This window comes from Vibrio sp. PNB23_22_6 (genome assembly GCF_052877535.1).
The window spans coordinates 1-16209 of sequence record NZ_JBNFXP010000024.1; the positions used below are offsets into that span (position 1 = coordinate 1).

Annotated in this window: 15 protein-coding genes; 6 read left to right on the forward strand and 9 right to left on the reverse strand. The window is 45.9% G+C overall.

Translation table 11 applies throughout. The annotated features are described in order from the left end of the window. Positions 1-136 precede the first annotated feature (136 nt). Together ACVA54_RS16185 and ACVA54_RS16190 are read right to left on the reverse strand one after the other, a co-directional pair. A complete protein-coding gene (locus tag ACVA54_RS16185; protein ID WP_099080310.1) occupies positions 137-271 on the reverse strand; it encodes a hypothetical protein in 135 nt (44 codons plus the stop codon). Between the two features lie 272 nt (positions 272-543). Then, positions 544-1416, reverse strand: coding sequence for a Tim44 domain-containing protein (locus ACVA54_RS16190; RefSeq protein WP_099080311.1), 873 nt, complete (start codon positions 1414-1416; stop codon positions 544-546). Positions 1417-1672: 256 nt separating this feature from the next. Here ACVA54_RS16190 and ACVA54_RS16195 point away from each other — a divergent pair, with 256 nt between their 5' ends. The 3 genes from ACVA54_RS16195 to ACVA54_RS16205 all read left to right on the forward strand — a co-directional run bounded on the left by ACVA54_RS16195 (position 1673) and on the right by ACVA54_RS16205 (position 5218). Continuing rightward, entirely contained in the window at positions 1673-2263 is a 591-nt protein-coding gene (locus ACVA54_RS16195) for a TetR/AcrR family transcriptional regulator (RefSeq protein ID WP_099080355.1), read from the forward strand. Between the two features lie 14 nt (positions 2264-2277). After that, positions 2278-4152 (forward strand): MFS transporter, encoded by a 1875-nt coding sequence (locus ACVA54_RS16200; protein WP_119463655.1) that lies wholly within the window; start codon positions 2278-2280, stop codon positions 4150-4152. 160 nt (positions 4153-4312) lie between these two features. After that, entirely contained in the window at positions 4313-5218 is a 906-nt protein-coding gene (locus tag ACVA54_RS16205) for a YeiH family protein (protein ID WP_182852604.1), read from the forward strand. On the opposite strand, the gene ACVA54_RS16210 is transcribed toward ACVA54_RS16205, so the two are convergent. The 7 genes from ACVA54_RS16210 to ACVA54_RS16240 all read right to left on the reverse strand — a co-directional run bounded on the left by ACVA54_RS16210 (position 5204) and on the right by ACVA54_RS16240 (position 12735). Then, entirely contained in the window at positions 5204-5404 is a 201-nt protein-coding gene (locus ACVA54_RS16210) for a hypothetical protein (RefSeq protein ID WP_099080314.1), read from the reverse strand. The two genes, ACVA54_RS16205 and ACVA54_RS16210, sit on opposite strands and share 15 nt — an antisense overlap. Before the next feature lie 120 nt (positions 5405-5524). Further along, the gene (gene menE / locus ACVA54_RS16215; protein ID WP_446632455.1) at positions 5525-6946 is read right to left on the reverse strand and encodes an o-succinylbenzoate--CoA ligase; all 1422 of its coding nucleotides are present in this window, start codon (positions 6944-6946) and stop codon (positions 5525-5527) included. Beyond that, on the reverse strand, positions 6931-7920 hold the full coding sequence (menC, locus tag ACVA54_RS16220; RefSeq protein ID WP_099080316.1) for an o-succinylbenzoate synthase: 990 nt from the start codon (positions 7918-7920) through the stop codon (positions 6931-6933). Before menC ends, menE begins: the two co-directional genes overlap by 16 nt. A gap of 130 nt (positions 7921-8050) precedes the next feature. After that, the gene (gene menB / locus ACVA54_RS16225; RefSeq protein ID WP_099080317.1) at positions 8051-8917 is read right to left on the reverse strand and encodes a 1,4-dihydroxy-2-naphthoyl-CoA synthase; all 867 of its coding nucleotides are present in this window, start codon (positions 8915-8917) and stop codon (positions 8051-8053) included. A gap of 26 nt (positions 8918-8943) precedes the next feature. Next, positions 8944-9738: a 2-succinyl-6-hydroxy-2,4-cyclohexadiene-1-carboxylate synthase gene (gene menH / locus ACVA54_RS16230; protein WP_446644488.1), complete on the reverse strand. Its 795-nt coding sequence runs from the start codon at positions 9736-9738 to the stop codon at positions 8944-8946. After that, positions 9725-11431, reverse strand: coding sequence for a 2-succinyl-5-enolpyruvyl-6-hydroxy-3-cyclohexene-1-carboxylic-acid synthase (gene menD / locus ACVA54_RS16235; protein ID WP_446617493.1), 1707 nt, complete (start codon positions 11429-11431; stop codon positions 9725-9727). Before menD ends, menH begins: the two co-directional genes overlap by 14 nt. Next, positions 11428-12735, reverse strand: coding sequence for an isochorismate synthase (locus tag ACVA54_RS16240; protein ID WP_446617492.1), 1308 nt, complete (start codon positions 12733-12735; stop codon positions 11428-11430). Before ACVA54_RS16240 ends, menD begins: the two co-directional genes overlap by 4 nt. 217 nt (positions 12736-12952) lie before the next feature. On the opposite strand from ACVA54_RS16240, the gene ACVA54_RS16245 reads away from it, so the two are divergent. The 3 genes from ACVA54_RS16245 (at position 12953) to ACVA54_RS16255 (ending at position 16205) form a co-directional block, all read left to right on the forward strand. Then, positions 12953-14167 carry a pyridoxal phosphate-dependent aminotransferase gene (locus tag ACVA54_RS16245; RefSeq protein WP_099080321.1) on the forward strand — a complete coding sequence of 405 codons (1215 nt, stop codon included), beginning with the start codon at positions 12953-12955 and terminating at the stop codon, positions 14165-14167. A gap of 115 nt (positions 14168-14282) precedes the next feature. After that, on the forward strand, positions 14283-14867 hold the full coding sequence (yfbR, locus tag ACVA54_RS16250) for a 5'-deoxynucleotidase (protein ID WP_099080322.1): 585 nt from the start codon (positions 14283-14285) through the stop codon (positions 14865-14867). Positions 14868-14870: 3 nt separating this feature from the next. Next, complete coding sequence (locus ACVA54_RS16255) at positions 14871-16205, forward strand: anti-phage deoxyguanosine triphosphatase (RefSeq protein WP_446641783.1); 1335 nt, start codon at positions 14871-14873, stop codon at positions 16203-16205. Positions 16206-16209 lie beyond the last annotated feature (4 nt).

Genomic DNA, 16209 nt, shown 5'->3' on the forward strand with positions numbered 1-16209 from the left:
AGTGGCCAAAGGGAGCAGACTGTAAATCTGCCGGCTCCGCCTTCGATGGTTCGAATCCGTCCCCCTCCACCATATTGAAAAGCCAGCTCATTGAGCTGGCTTTTTTCGTTCTATTACACACAAAACAGACTAACGCTTAGCGCTCGTCTTTGCTTTTTTCTAAATGATCAGCGTATTGCTTCTCTACCCATTTGGGAAAATGCATGCCTGCCTTCTTAAACAACATGTAATCTAATAACACGAGCAGCAAAAGACCTAATATCGTTCCCATCGAGTTACCCCTGACTTGTATTCATTAATACATCAACAACCATTAAAAGCCAAAGCACAAGAATAGATTGGCTGATAGCTACAGAACCAATACTGCATTGAGTTACGCTAAGTGAATAATCGACAATAATCGATTGATGCTCTTAAACTATTAGCGCTCTTTGATACTCCACCTAAGAACACAACCCAGAACATACTTAGCTTCAGATTCCAGACATAAAAAATCCCGCTTAGAAACGGGATTTTATTAAAACGAAATCGAATGTTTGGCGATTAACCTTGAATACCAACGATCAACCAAGGTGCATTTGGCACAGTTAGATCACGCTCAAGATGCCAGATATCTTTGATATCTTCTTCGATATTTTCAGCAGCATCACGGTAGCGACCGCTGAACTGTAGGCTAAGCTGTGCTTTATTCGCATCGTAATCCGCACGAACAATCTCCGCATCAACGTACATCACATCTGTATGTTGCTCGCCTTCTAGCTTCGCGCGCTCTGCCTTCAGGTCTTCAAATAAGCTCTGAGAAACATACTCTTCAATCGTGTCTAGTTGATTGTGATTCCAAGCACCTTGCAGGATTCGGTAGTGTTCACGAGAACCATTAATGAATGCTGCTTGGTCAAAGCCCGGAGGGTAGTTATGTGGGATATCCGCTTGATTGCCGAAACCACCAAAGCCACCTGTGTTTGTATTTGGCTGCTGTTCAAAGTTCTGCATGTTTGGTTGTTCGAACTTAGAGTGATTACCACCAAATGCAGGCTGCTGACGATGCTGGTTCATACTGCCCTGCTTAGCTCCAAGCAGACCTCGCATTAGCTTGAAGATGACAAAAGCAATCAAACCAATGATTAAGATATCCATAAACTGGATGCCTTCGAACGAACCACCAAAGAATGCGGCTAGTAACCCACCGGCAAGAAGACCACCAAGTAAACCTCCCATCAAGCCTTTCTTGCTTGAAGACTTAGTCGTTTGCTCTTTACCGATCGTATTTGTATTTTGCTGCTGCTGTTTTGGCGCAGGCGCGGTTTTATAACTCTTACCGAAAGATTTACCACCACCAAACTTCTTCGCTTCCGCGATAGGCGTTACAGCAACAGTAAACATCAGTAGGGCGACAATCGAAAATAAACGTTTCATCGTTATCCTTAAAATTGACGATAAGTACTTAATCATGCTGCGGACTGTGCGACGAACAAGCATCTAATGTCAGTAGCACGCTAAATATGAGATATGACCATCATACTCCGTCACATTCAACAATGAAACACTCCACAATAGAAGACATGTATCAGAATATTGCCAAACTTATAGGCTTATGACTTCTTTGTCTTATTGACGCATATTCACGAGCTGACTATCATATTGAACATTGTTCAATATGTGGTTTGGGACTATGGCGCGCAGAAACGATCATACTCGGGAAGAGTTAGTGAATTTGGCCTTAATGACGGTCAAGCACTTTTTAGATGAAAATTCTTACCACGAACTCAGTCTTCGTAAGATTGCAAATATGATCGGTTACGTGCCTAGCACATTGGTCAACATTTTTGGAAACTACAATTTACTGTTGTTACACGTTGTAGCACAAACACTGGACGAGCTACAGCAAGAAGCGCTAAAAGCAACTCACAATTGTGAAGATCCCCATCAAGCCTTGTTTGAACTAGCCTACTGCTATCACGACTTCGCAAAACAGCACCCTAACCGTTGGCAGCTTGTGTTTGAGCACAACATGAACGGTGCTGAATTACCAGAGTGGCACGCTAAACGTATTGATGGCATGACATCTATGTTGGAATCATTACTTGCTCAAATTTCCCCTCATCGAACAGAATCCGAAGTACTACAAGCGAGTCGTGTTTTATGGTCAGGCGTGCATGGTATTACTCTTCTTAGCGTCGATGATAAGTTTTTCTCGAGTGAACCTATTGATGGTAAACAGCTGATTAATAACCTGCTCTCTAACTATCTCGTCAACTGGTAATAAAGGGATTATTCATGCCATCTGACAGTCAGCCATCTCTACTTACTCAAAGAAAGTTCTTTCCCTACTTTGTGACCCAGTTTTTGGGGGCTTTCAATGACAATATTTTCAAGAATGTGCTGTTGCTGTTTGTGGCCTTTGCTGGTTCGAGCGCCTTACCTATATCAAGCAATCTATTCATCAACTTAGCCGCTGGCTTATTCATTCTGCCCTTCTTTTTGTTTTCTGCATCAGCAGGTGTTCTGGCCGACAAATACGAAAAATCATGGTTTATCCGTAACGTAAAGCTGTGCGAAATCGGCATCATGCTGCTCGGTGCGATAGGCTTTATTACCGAAAGCTACGGTATCTTGCTGCTATTATTATTCCTCATGGGAACTCAGTCCGCTTTCTTTGGCCCGGTTAAATACGCACTTTTACCTCAGCAACTCAACGAAAAAGAGCTTATTCCAGGTAACGCACTCGTAGAAGCCGGAACCTTCATCGCCATTCTCATTGGTACTATTGGTGCAGGGCTGATTGCCTCTGCAGACAACGCAAAATACTTAGCCGCGTTCTGCGTGGTTATCTTCGCTTTGCTTGGCTATTTATCCAGTCGGTTTATTCCGTTCGCGGCTTCAAGCGCTCCGAACATTCAATTCCGCTGGCAACCTTATAAACAAACCAAGCACACACTTTCGATTGCTAAATCTGATCGTATCGTATTTGAGTGTATTATGGCCATTAGTTGGTTCTGGTTCTTAGGTGCTGCGTACTTAACTCAATTTCCAAACTTTACCAAAGAATATTTGAACGGCACTGAAAGTGCCGTTTCCTTCTTACTGGCTCTATTTTCCATTGGGATTGCATTAGGCTCGTTAGCGTGTAACTGGTTTTCCAACCACCGTATCGAAATAGGGATCGTACCCATTGGTGCGCTTGGTATCACTCTATTCGGTTACCTGATGACCACCTCTATCCCTTCCGAATTGCCAAGATTCCATACCTTAGCGGACTTCATTAGCTACGAAGCATTTTGGCCACTGTTCTTCTACTTATTAATGATTGGCGCATCAGGGGGGCTATTTATTGTACCGCTGTACGCTCTGATGCAACTTCGAGCCAAAGAGACGGAACGCGCTCAGGTGATTGCAGGGTTAAACATTTTCAATTCCCTGTTTATGGTTGGTAGCGCCATCCTCGGCATTGTTTGTCTCAGCGTGATAGAGATGACAATCCCTCAGTTGTTCGCACTATTAGCCATAATGAATTTTCTCGTCGCGACTTATATCTTTTTGCAGATCCCTATCTTTGTTGTGCGTTTTATTATGTGGGTACTGACCCACACTATTTACCGTGTGAAACACAAGAACTTGCACTATTTGCCAGATCATGGTGGTGCGCTGATCGTCTGTAACCACGTCAGCTACATGGATGCACTATTGCTGAGCGCAGTATGCCCCCGTTTGATCCGCTTTGTCATGGAAGAGGATTATGCCAACCTTCCGCCGCTACGACGCTTCTTACGCCGTGCTGGCGTGATCCCGATCTCGGCAAGCAACCGAACATCCATTCGTCGTGCCTTCAATGATGTTGAACAAGCACTGAACGACGGCCACATCGTCTGTATCTTCCCTGAAGGTCGACTCACTGCAGATGGTGAGATGAATAAGTTTATGCGTGGTATCGATATTATTCTTCGTCGTAGCCCTGTACCAGTCATCCCAATGGCACTAAAAGGACTCTGGGGCAGCTACTTCAGTCGTGCAAAAGGTCGAGCTTGTAAAGGCATGCCGACGCGTTTTTGGTCTAAATTAGAAATCGAGGCGGGTACACCTGTCGAGCCCAAAGAAGCCACTGCAAGCGCCATGTTTGAGAAAGTAAAAGCGCTGCGCGGTAACTGGCGCTGAGTTTAATCGAAGTATTTCTGGCTCTTATACATACGTTTAGTTTTTCTGAACGCTTGTTCAATTCATTAAGACTTTCTGACCAAAAATGTTACTGTATACTTGACGCTTTAATTCATTACAACGAACGACATCCTTGAATACAAAGAATATTCCCTTTGGACTGGCACTGCTGTTTTGCTTCACCCCTTTTGCGTCCTCTCCTATTGCGCTTATGATTGGTTTTCTATTGGCGAGCTTTAGCCTAGTACCGACAGAGCTTCCTATTGCTTCGTTTACCAAGAAGTTGCTTTCTTACTCCATTATTGGCTTGGGCTTTGGTATTCATTTTGAGCAAGCACTGGCCGTCACTTCTGACGGTATTGGTCTGATCATCACAACCATCGTGGGTACGCTAGTAATTGGTATGATGATCGCGAAAGTCATTAAACTCGAACGCACTACCGCTTATTTGATCGCTTCTGGTACTGCGATTTGTGGTGGCAGTGCCATTGCCGCTGTTGCCCCCGCCATCAAAGCGAAGGATGAGCAAATTGGCTTAGCCTTAGCGACTGTGTTTGTCCTTAACTCTTTAGCGCTCTTTATTTTTCCGGTGCTTGGTCATGCTCTTGGTTTGGATCAGCACACATTTGGTACATGGGCAGCGATTGCCATTCATGATACTTCTTCAGTCGTCGGTGCTGCATCGGCTTACGGTGAGGAAGCACTCACAACCGCAACAACATTAAAACTCGCTCGCGCGTTGTGGATCATTCCTGTTGCACTAATCAGCGCGATAATTTTCTCTCGTGGGAATGGCGAAGAAGGTAAGAGTAAGCTAGTAATTCCTTACTTCATCTTTTGGTACTGTGCTGCCATCGCATTCAGCGACTTCTTCCCACAGTTTGAAATGGTATATCAAGGTATCTTTACGATTGCTAAACAGGCGCTTGTGGTATGTTTGTTCTTGATTGGCTGTAGTATCTCAGTATCAAAACTGAAATCGGCAGGGGCAAAGCCGTTAATGTTTGGTGTGACGCTTTGGGTGCTGATTTCAACAATATCACTGGGTTGGCTACTTCTCAGCTAAGCTTCGATTGATTTTCTTTGGCTGAACTGACTCAGCTTTTCGAACGCTTTGGCTTTTGTGTACTAACACTAAAGCCAAAGCGACCAGAAAAGCGGTTAACTCAGCCAATGAACGCATTAAGCCCTCACTGCTGATAGCAACACCGATTTGCAGTAATACCGCCACCGCTAACGCTAATTTGATCATTCTGAAACTTATGCCTTATTCCTTAATCTTTGAGCATGATTATGATTCAGAGTTATAAGGATACGAAATTCCCTTTTCGACTAATTGATAGCAAAATTGACTAGTTAACCTGAATGTAGATCAGTTAAGTATGGAGAATAGCCAGTCTTTAACCGCCTTGCGTGACACTTTAATCCCTCCTCCTAATAAGCTTTGAGGCATTAAGTGGTAAGCTACTGGCCATTTGAATTTTTCCAACTTGGTTTGCAGATGCTGCTCATATTGCGCTTTACTCAGTAAGGATTCTGTTTGAATCACCGCGACTGGGCGATGTCCGAATGCCACATCTTCTATTGGCACCACAATACTCTGCGAAATACTCTCGATTTGGTTTAGTACCGCTTCAATTTCTTCACAGTGAACGTTCTCACCGCCAGAAATAAACTGGTTATCCGCTCGACCAATGATCTTAAGTTCATTGCCTTGCCACACACCTAGGTCTTTACTGTCAAACCAACCATTTTCATCCACCAGCTTGGTCAAACTTCCTTGCTGAAAGTAGCCAGACGCAAGCGTTTGTCCACCAATATAAATTCTTTCGTTCAACAGCTTAATATCGCGATTTGGCAGTAGATGCCCTGCATTGCTCACCCTGTCGATTTGCTTTGCGGTAACCGTAGAGGCCGCTTCTGTCATGCCGTAACCTAGCCAAGTTTCAATGCCTTGCGAAGTTGCGCGTAATGCCAACTCATGCGCGACATGGCTACCACCGAGCAGTACATGAGTCAGAGACAACGTCACTTGTTCATCCAATAACCGCTTGAGCTGTGTTGCAACCAAAGACGCATGAGAGACGCCAACAATGTCTTCAGCTAAGTTCCCTGTCCCAACTTTGAGTGTTGCACCAGCAAACAGCCATCGATACACAATCGCGAGGCCTGATACATGGTAAAGCGGCAGAGAGAGCAACCAAGTATCTTGTTGATTGAACTGAAATTCACCCAACAAGCCTTGAGCAGAAGCAAGGTGCTGCCTGTGACTATGAGCCACCGCTTTAGGGGATCCTGTTGAGCCAGAGGTAAACACAATTGAGGCTAGCGCATCGTGTTCATAAACTTCTGTTGAAGCGATGGCCTCCGTGTTTGCCACTACCGGAAATGAGAGTAAGGTAACATCCAGTTGTGCTAATTGCGGCTCCGAGTACGCACTCTCCATACCATCAGCTAACCAAACAAAGCGCGACTGGTTTGGCTTATACAAGGTGTTTAGCTTACCTTGTAATGCCTCAAGAGGTTGCGGCATGGTTAACGCTGTAATGGAACCCAACTGCTGCGCGGCAAGGTAAAACAATAGTGTCTCGGCTTGATTTTTACCGACGAGAGTGAGCAGATCACCGCTCTTCACCCCTTGTTGTTGCAGGTCGTGAGCATACCGGTCAATGTGAGCGGTTAATTGCTGCCAACTCAGCGATTCATTGTTGGTTTCAAGCGCAATAGAAAAAGGGCTCACTTGAGCCCAATATTTCCATGGTGCAATCGCAGTATCATCTATGCTGAATGCCACACTAACTCCTGCTCTGATAGCGGAATAATTGGAAGTTCACAATTAGGCCAACCTTGCTCTAGCTGCACTTTAAACAGACCAATGGTATCCAAACCAGGGATCTCATTAGGCAACTGCCATTGTGCTAAGCGCGCAAGCTGGTTTAGACCAAGGCTTGATTCAATGCTTGAGCTTATCACCGCTTTGATGCCAAGCGTCTTCGCCTTTTCAATCAGCTTAATACAGAAATCCACCGAACCAATCAGCGTTGGCTTGATGATGATGGTTTTCACACCCGTGAGATCTTCTAGGCTGAAGTCTTCACGGCGAACCGCGTCTTGCAATGTTTCATCCCAAGCAATCGCAATGCCGGTATTGATCGCAAAAGACAAACTGTCACCCGGAGAGCGACATGGCTCTTCCAAGAAAGTGATACGCTGACGCAGTGACGGTGCAATATACTTAGCAAACTGATGCGCTTTCTCTGATGTCCAAGCACGATTTGCATCAAGACGAAGGGTAAGCTGTGGGATCGATTCTAGGAACAAGTTCACTAGCATACCGTCGCGAATCGGCTCATACAAACCCACTTTTACTTTCGCAACTTTCTCACCTTCCATCTCGTTAAGTTTAGGGATGAGGTCGTCTGGATCACCGTTACACAACGGAGCAACTTGGTACTTGCCTTGTGCAGGTAAGCCGCCTTTAAGCTCAAGTTGAGCCATCGATAAACCAAATGCTACCGATGAGTACATATGGTTGTAATCCAAGGGGAAATTTGCCACCCAGCGTTCAACTTGTGCTTGCAGTTGAATGCCCGCATCTTCAGTGTCTTCGAGGCTAAAACCAATCAGAGGGGCCACTTCTCCACGACCCACCTTATCACCTTCTGACAACTCAATAATGTAACCTGTACGTTCCGTCAGCTTGTTATCACGCAGTATAACACCACTGTCCATTGGTAGGCAGTAGCGGTAAATCTTCGCTTTACGCATAATTCGAATCCTATGTAATGCCGTATATTCTGAGCTCTTTAACGAGAGGACCCGTTAGCCTCCTAGAGAGCGAGACACTCAGGACAAAAAACGAAACCGAGGAGCACAATGGCTCCCTTTCTTATACGGATTATGGGTTACGAGGGAACTTATCGAAGTCTGGGCGACGTTTCTCGTTAAATGCGTTACGACCTTCCTGGCCTTCATCTGTCATGTAGAACATCATGGTTGCGTTACCAGCAAGCTCTTGTAGGCCCGCTTGACCATCACAGTCCGCGTTCAAGGCGGCTTTCAAGCAACGTAGTGCCATAGGGCTGTGTTGGAGAACTTCACGACACCAACGAACGGTTTCTTTCTCTAGATCGTCTAGTGGCACCACTGTGTTGACTAGCCCCATGTCTACTGCTTCTTGCGCATTGTAGAAACGGCATAAGAACCAGATTTCACGTGCTTTCTTCTGACCTACGATGCGAGCCATGTAAGATGCGCCCCAACCACCGTCAAAAGAGCCGACTTTAGGACCTGTTTGACCAAACTGAGCATTGTCAGCAGCAATCGTTAGGTCACACATCATGTGTAGAACATGACCGCCACCAACCGCCCAGCCAGCTACCGATGCGATCACAGGTTTTGGACATGTGCGGATATCACGTTGGAAATCCAATACGTTTAGGTGGTGCGTACCTTGATCGTCTTTGTAGCCGCCGTAGTCGCCACGGATCTTCTGGTCACCGCCAGAACAGAATGCGTCTTCACCTAGACCAGTCAGAATGATTACGCCAACACCTGAGTCATAACGTGCATCAGCTAACGCATCAATCATCTCTTTTACCGTTTGAGGACGGAACGCGTTACGCACTTGAGGGCGTGCAATCGTAATTTTCGCGATACCATCTTCAGACTTGTGGTAATGGATATCCTCGTATTTCTCGCCGCAATCTTTCCATTGAACCGGAGCGTAAAGTTCTTCTTCAGAAATGCCTACTGTTTTAGCCATGGTGATTCCCATTGTTCTCGTTGCTCTCACTTGAAGTGAGAATGAATTATTTGATTAATGTGCATCGCAAATTGATGGGGTTGCTCTTGGTGGACATTATGTCCCGCATCCTCAACTTGTCGATAAGCCAACCCGCTACTTTCAGCCAGTTGACTAAATTTTTTGTCTTTTTTGCCACAGATGTAATACAGCGGAACCGCTTGTTGTTGCAGTGCTGGCAACAAGTAAGATTGCTTTGCCAGTGATGTTGCAAGCAGCATGTCCGCAACCGCAGAACCAAGATTAGCACTTCGTTTTGCAATCAATGTTTGTCTTTGCTCATGGTTTATTGAAGAAAAGACCAACTGTTGGTACCAATCGTTCAAAACACAGGCAAGAGACTCCGTTTTGAAACGCTGTACCCAGCGCAAGTCATTATCTAATCGTGCTTGCTTTTCTGACTCGCTTTGCAGCCCAAAGTTTCCCCCTTCAACAATGGCAGCACGAATATTGAGATCAGGGAAACACTGGTGAGCAAGGCCATGCATAGCAATGCGTCCACCCATTGAGTAAGCAATAAGGATAAGCGGTTGTTGAGAATGAAATAGTAAAGATAGTGTGGAATTGAGCTGTTTGCAGCAATCACTGAGATCGTGGCAAAAAATAGAGTGGCTAGCACCATGTCCGGGAAGGTCGATGGTCACTCGTTCATACTGAGGCAATACCTTTATGCATTCTTTCCAATCCGTGCCGCTGCCAAGCAAACCATGCAAAAACACCAAAGTTGGCACCGTGCCACTTTGGTGTTTTTCAGTAGCAGGAAAGTGTTCAGAATAAAGCATGCAGATTCTTATTGAAGGCTCTTAAATGCTCGGTCGCTTGGTTTGGTGGTGTTTGTACTTCCACCACCAAAGTCCCCTTACCCGCCGTAAAATGTTCAGTGACCACAGCTTGATACTCAACCAACGTCTCGGGCTTACAGTATTGCAAACCGAATTGCTTCGCAGCATGTTCAAACTCATAGCCATGCGGCATTTGATAGAATTTTTCTCGATGTGAGACAGGTACTGGCAGCATATCAAAAATCGCCCCCCCATCATTGTTGGTAATCACAATCACGGTCGGCTGCTGAGTATGCGTAAACAAAGCGAGAGAGTTCGTATCATAAAGTGCCGAGGTGTCACCTATGTACATCAAAATAGGATTGTTGCGTGCACGTTGAACACCATTCGCTGTCGCAAACAGACCATCAATGCCAGACGCGCCACGGTTAGTGAATATCTCTGTATTATCCAATTTACCAAACATATCAACCAAACGAACAAACAAGCTGTTGCCCATGAACAGGTCAACACCTTGTGCTCGTTTTGCGACATCAATGGCCAAGGCAATCTCATTAAGCTCACTTTGAGGATCAGAAGCAAACAACACTTTCGACTTTTGGCTTACCAACGCAATATCTTTTGCCAGTTTCTCTGCCCACCCCGTATGATAAGACTCGCAACGGGGCGATTGAGCGATCCATTCGGAAGGCTCTTCAACCCAATGAGATTGCGGAAGATGACTTTGATTATCACGTTCTAAACGCGGTGAAATCAACCAATAGCCAGCTTGTGAGCACGACACCTGTTTTTCCAACCACTGATTTAAGCGTTTAGAGATAATACGGCTACCAAACTGAACAATGAGATCACAGCATTCTATTTGCTCCGCAAACGTCGAATGTTGCAACCATAAGTCATAGTAAGCCCAATCAGAACTCACACCGCTTTGTGGATCAGCCAAAATAGGCCAACCCATCTGCCTAGCAAACTGTTTAGCGGCTTGTGCTTGCTCTAACGGTAAACTGCCGATGATCACCAAGCCTTTCTTATCATCGCATTTAGGACGCTCGCCATTCGTCAGCGAGATAAAGCGGCGACAATACGTGTCCGCACTCTCATGCCAAGATCCCACCATATCGAGATAGCTTTGATAAATGCTCTTCTCACCATTGGAGTATAAAGGCTCAGGAAATGCACAGTTAATATGAACAGCACTGCCTTTCAAACGCTGGGTGAACATCACTTCATCAACCGACGTCAGTAGCCAGTTGAGTGGTGTTGCAAGCGAAGGACTTGGTAGATTCAAGCTGTCACAAACGTGCTGAGAGAAAATACCAATCTGGTGGATGGCTTGGTTTGCGCCGCAGCCCACCAATTCAACCGGACGGTCAGCCGTGAGCACCACCAGCTTTTCGCCAGTGAGCTTTGCTTCTGCGATGGCAGGCAACAAGTTCGCGGCTGCCGTACCAGAGGTCACAATCACGATCACTGGCTCTTTACTTGCCTTTGCAAGCCCCAGCGCCATAAAGCCCAATCCACGCTCATCGAAATGGGTGTGAATGGTAAAGTGTGGGTTCTCTGCAGCTTCTAACGTTAACGGTGTTGAACGTGAGCCTGGTGCAATACAAACATGCTTTACCCCAAATCGACTCAGTTCTAATAAGATGGCTTCAGACCAGATACGATTTAACACAGCTTGATCTGTGCTCATAACGCCACTCCAAGCGGGGGATGATCAGAAATCAGGGATAACAGAGTAGACATCTTTTTATCAAGTTCGACCCACTCGTGCTCTGCAACAGAGCCCGGGACGATGCCTGCCCCTGCAAACAACTGGACTTGATCACCTAAAACCAACGCACTTCTGATTGCGACACAGAACTCAGCTCGCTCATGACTAATGTAACCCATCGAACCCGCGTACCAACCGCGTGCAAACGGCTCATTATCCAAAATAAACTGCATCGATTCCTTACGCGGCAAACCAGCTACGGCTGCCGTTGGCTGCAAGGCAGAAAGTAGCTGAACACCATTGATCCCCGACTGGAGGTGCGCGTGAATATGGCGTTTAAGATGCTGTACTTTTCTCAGACGAACTAAACTCGCCTCTTGGTCGACTTCCACGCTTTCTGAATAAGGCAGCAAACGCTCAATGATGTCATCCACGACATATTGGTTCTCGTTGAGATTTTTTGTGTCAGTAGACAGCCAATTCGCCAGCTCCATGTCTTGCGTTGCATTATCGCCACGACCAATCGTACCCGCTAACGCTTCGGTATGCAGCTCATGCCCCACACGCAAATACAAACGCTCAGGTGTTGAGCCCATAAAACTGTGCTTACTGTCCAAGCTAAACAAGAAGTGGAAGCTGTGATGATTACTCAAATAACTGGCTTTCAATAGCTGCGCTGCACTGAGAGGCGAATCTAAATAGATGGATGACTTACGTGCTAATACCACTTTCTTGAAGTCATCACTTGCGATCCCAGACAGCACTTTATTCACCAACTCATGCCACTGTGGCTCGGATGGCGTATGCTCAATCGATCGAATATGTGAAGAAACTGGCGACAATGCGGGTACATCACACACTAATTTGTGTAAACCGGCTAACGTGCTTGCTTTATCTTGTGAGATATTCACCGCGAGCGACCACGTCTGATCGAAACGAATTAACTCAATTTGTGGAAGGAAGAAGAAAGATGGCATACAGCGACGATTTTTCTCGTGCTGACCATCAAATGAGCGTCCACCCCATACACGCTGGCCTTCACCCAGTATCGTATAGGCAGGGCCTGGTTCGACAAAAGTATGGAGCTGTCCAAGGGCAACAACTTCTTCACGAGTATCACGGGACTGCCAGTAAAACTTGGGAAAAAGTGGTTGGGCTTCAAGCCAATCAATAAAAGCGAAATTAGGCTTCGCATTGAGGGGCTCGACTAAACGTGTTTGATTGCCTTCCGTTTGCTGAACTCTCTCGATAATTCTCTTTACGGCTTGGTGGAACTGTGACAAATCAACCTCGAAGTACGTGAGGATAAGGGATAACTGACGGGTACTCTAAGTTTAGACCCAAAGCAAATCAAGGTCATATGCTAACTTTTGCAAAATCCTGTGACAAACGCCGTACAAAAGTTAGTCAGCAAACAGATAATTTACAGATTTTTATTCTAATAAAAAACAAATTATTGTACTTTAATAAAGAAATTAACGATTTTTTAGGAATCACACAATGCAAAATATCGGGATGTCGTCAAAACTCGACAATGTCTGCTACGACATTAGGGGACCTGTACTCAAACATGCTAAACGCATGGAGGAGGAAGGGCATAAAATCCTAAAACTAAACATTGGTAACCCTGCCCCATTTGGCTTTGACGCTCCTGATGAGATTCTAGTAGATGTCATCCGCAATCTACCAACATCTCAAGGTTACTGTGATTCCAAAGGTATTTACTCCGCGCGTAAAGCGGTTGTGCAGCACTATCAACGTAAAGGCATCCGCTCTCTCGATGTAGAAGACGTATACATCGGTAATGGTGTATCCGAACTGATCGTGATGGCAATGCAAGCGCTGCTAAACAACGGCGATGAAATGCTGATCCCATCACCAGACTACCCATTGTGGACCGCATCCGTTGCGTTGTCGGGTGGCAAACCAGTGCATTACATGTGCGACGAAAGTGCAGATTGGTACCCTGACCTAGATGACATCAAAAAGAAGATCACGCCAAAAACGCGTGGTATCGTGCTGATCAACCCGAACAACCCGACAGGTGCGGTATACAGCCGTGATTTCCTACTTGAAGTGATCGAAATCGCTCGCCAGCACAAACTGATCATTTTTGCAGACGAAATCTACGACAAAGTGCTTTACGACGGCGCGACACATACTTCTGTAGCCACGCTAACAGATGACGTATTGGTGATGACTTTCAACGGTCTATCTAAAGCGTACCGCGTTTGTGGTTTTCGTGGTGGTTGGATGTTCCTAACAGGCCCTAAACACCTAGCTCAAGGTTACATCAACGGTCTTGAATTGCTTTCGTCCATGCGTTTGTGTGCCAACGTGCCAATGCAGCACGCGATCCAAACGGCACTGGGCGGTTACCAGAGCATTAATGAGTTGATCCTGCCAGGTGGCCGCCTCCTTGAACAACGCAACCGTGCTTGGGAGCTGATTAACCAAGTGCCTGGTGTATCCTGCGTTAAACCAAAAGGGGCAATGTACCTATTCCCAAAAATTGACACTAAGATGTACAACATCAAAAACGATCAGCAAATGGTGTTGGATTTCTTGAAGCAAGAAAAAGTACTGCTAGTACAAGGTTCTGGCTTCAACTGGCCGAAGCCTGACCACTTCCGTATCGTGACACTACCGCACATAGAGGATCTCGAAACCGCGATTGGACGCTTTGAACGATTCCTATCGACTTACAGCCAGTAGTAATTACCGCTGAACTCTCATATGCTTAGAGGAGCTCCACGTGAGCTCCTTTTTCGTATCAGGTATCAATACCACTAACGCAATAGTTAGTGAAGTTGGTATACAGGAGAGAGCAATGAAAGAAAGCCATTTTTTCGCCCATTTAGCACGGATGAAGCTAATCCAACGCTGGCCTTTGATGCGATCGGTCTCACCAGAGAACGTCTCTGAGCACAGCTTACAAGTTGCTTTTGTCGCTCATGCCCTAGCCCTAATAAAAAACAAAAAATTCGACGGTAACCTCAACCCTGAACGCATTGCCATTCTCGCGATGTACCACGACTCAAGTGAAGTGCTTACGGGTGATTTGCCAACGCCCGTAAAATACTACAACCCAGAAATCGCAAAAGAATATAAAAAGATAGAAGCAGCTGCCGAGCAAAAACTACTGTCCATGCTACCTGAAGAATTCCACGACGATTTCGCACCTTACTTACTTTCTCATTCAGCACATGAAGACGATGCACAAATCGTTAAACAAGCCGACTCAATCTGTGCCTACCTAAAATGTCTGGAAGAGCTTAGTGCTGGCAACCACGAATTTGCCCTCGCGAAAAAACGCCTAGACATCACATTGCAAGAACGAAAAACACCAGAAATGGAATACTTCCTACATACTTTTGCCCCAAGTTTTGAATTATCGCTGGATGAAATCAGCTAGTTGATGGAGAGAGCCGTGTCGTTTGAACTACCTACTCAATGGCAAGAGCGCCATGATGATGAACACAAGATCCGCCGCGATGATCACCGCAGCCCTTACCAGCGAGACCGTGCTCGCATTCTTCATTCTGCTGCATTTCGGCGTCTACAAGCTAAGACTCAAGTCCATGGCAACAGCTTGGAAGATTTTCACCGCACCCGCCTGACTCACTCTTTAGAGGCGGCTCAGCTTGGAACGGGGATCGTTGCCCAGCTAAAGAAGAAACAACCGGAATTTCGCGATTTACTACCCTCAGATAGCTTGATTGATTCACTCTGTTTGGCACACGATATCGGTCACCCGCCCTATGGCCATGGCGGTGAAGTCGCATTAAATTACATGATGCGTGAGCACGGTGGCTTTGAAGGCAATGCGCAAACCTTTCGCATTGTCACCAAATTAGAGCCGTATACCGAGCACTTCGGCATGAACTTGTCTCGCCGTACCTTACTTGGTCTCATCAAATACCCGGCTCTCATCAGTCAAAGCCGATCCGTCTATTTACCAGATCCTGTTGAGCATCAGCGTAAACTTAAGGCTCAAGAATGGAGCCCCGCCAAAGGAATTTACGATTGCGATAAAGATTTGTTTGACTGGGTAGTCGCACCGCTGACGGATAACGACAAAACACTACTTAGCCAAATGCGACACTCGCCAGAATCCGATTTCGAACACAGAAAAACGCGCTTCAAATCGCTGGATTGCTCCATTATGGAGCTGGCAGATGATATTGCTTATGGCGTGCACGATTTGGAAGATGCGATTGTGCTTGGCATGGTGACTCGCCAAGAATGGCAAGAAGGCGCGGCAAGTCAGCTTGCCGATTGCGGTGACCCGTGGTTTGAACAGCACATTGTTTTCATTGGAGAAATGCTGTTTAGCGGTAAACACCATCAACGTAAAGATGCCATTGGTGGCATGGTGAATGCGCTACTCACCAGTATTTCTATCAAGGTCGTCGATGAGCCTTTCAATAACCCATTATTGGCCTGGAATGCGTGTCTCGATCCACACATGGCAAAGACACTCGATGTGCTAAAAAACTTCGTCAGCCAGTACGTTATCCAAGTTCCACAAGTACAGATCGTTGAGTACAAGGGTCAACAGATTATCATGGACTTGTTTGAAGCATTAAGCGCGGCTCCAGAACGTTTACTACCAAGGCACACCCAAGAAGTTTGGCGTAACGCAAGTGATGAAAGAGCACAAATGCGAGTAATTGCCGACTACATTTCCTCCATGACAGACGGCCACGCCCAAAAACTGCATCGCCAATTGTTTTCTTCCATCGTTCTTTAGCGCG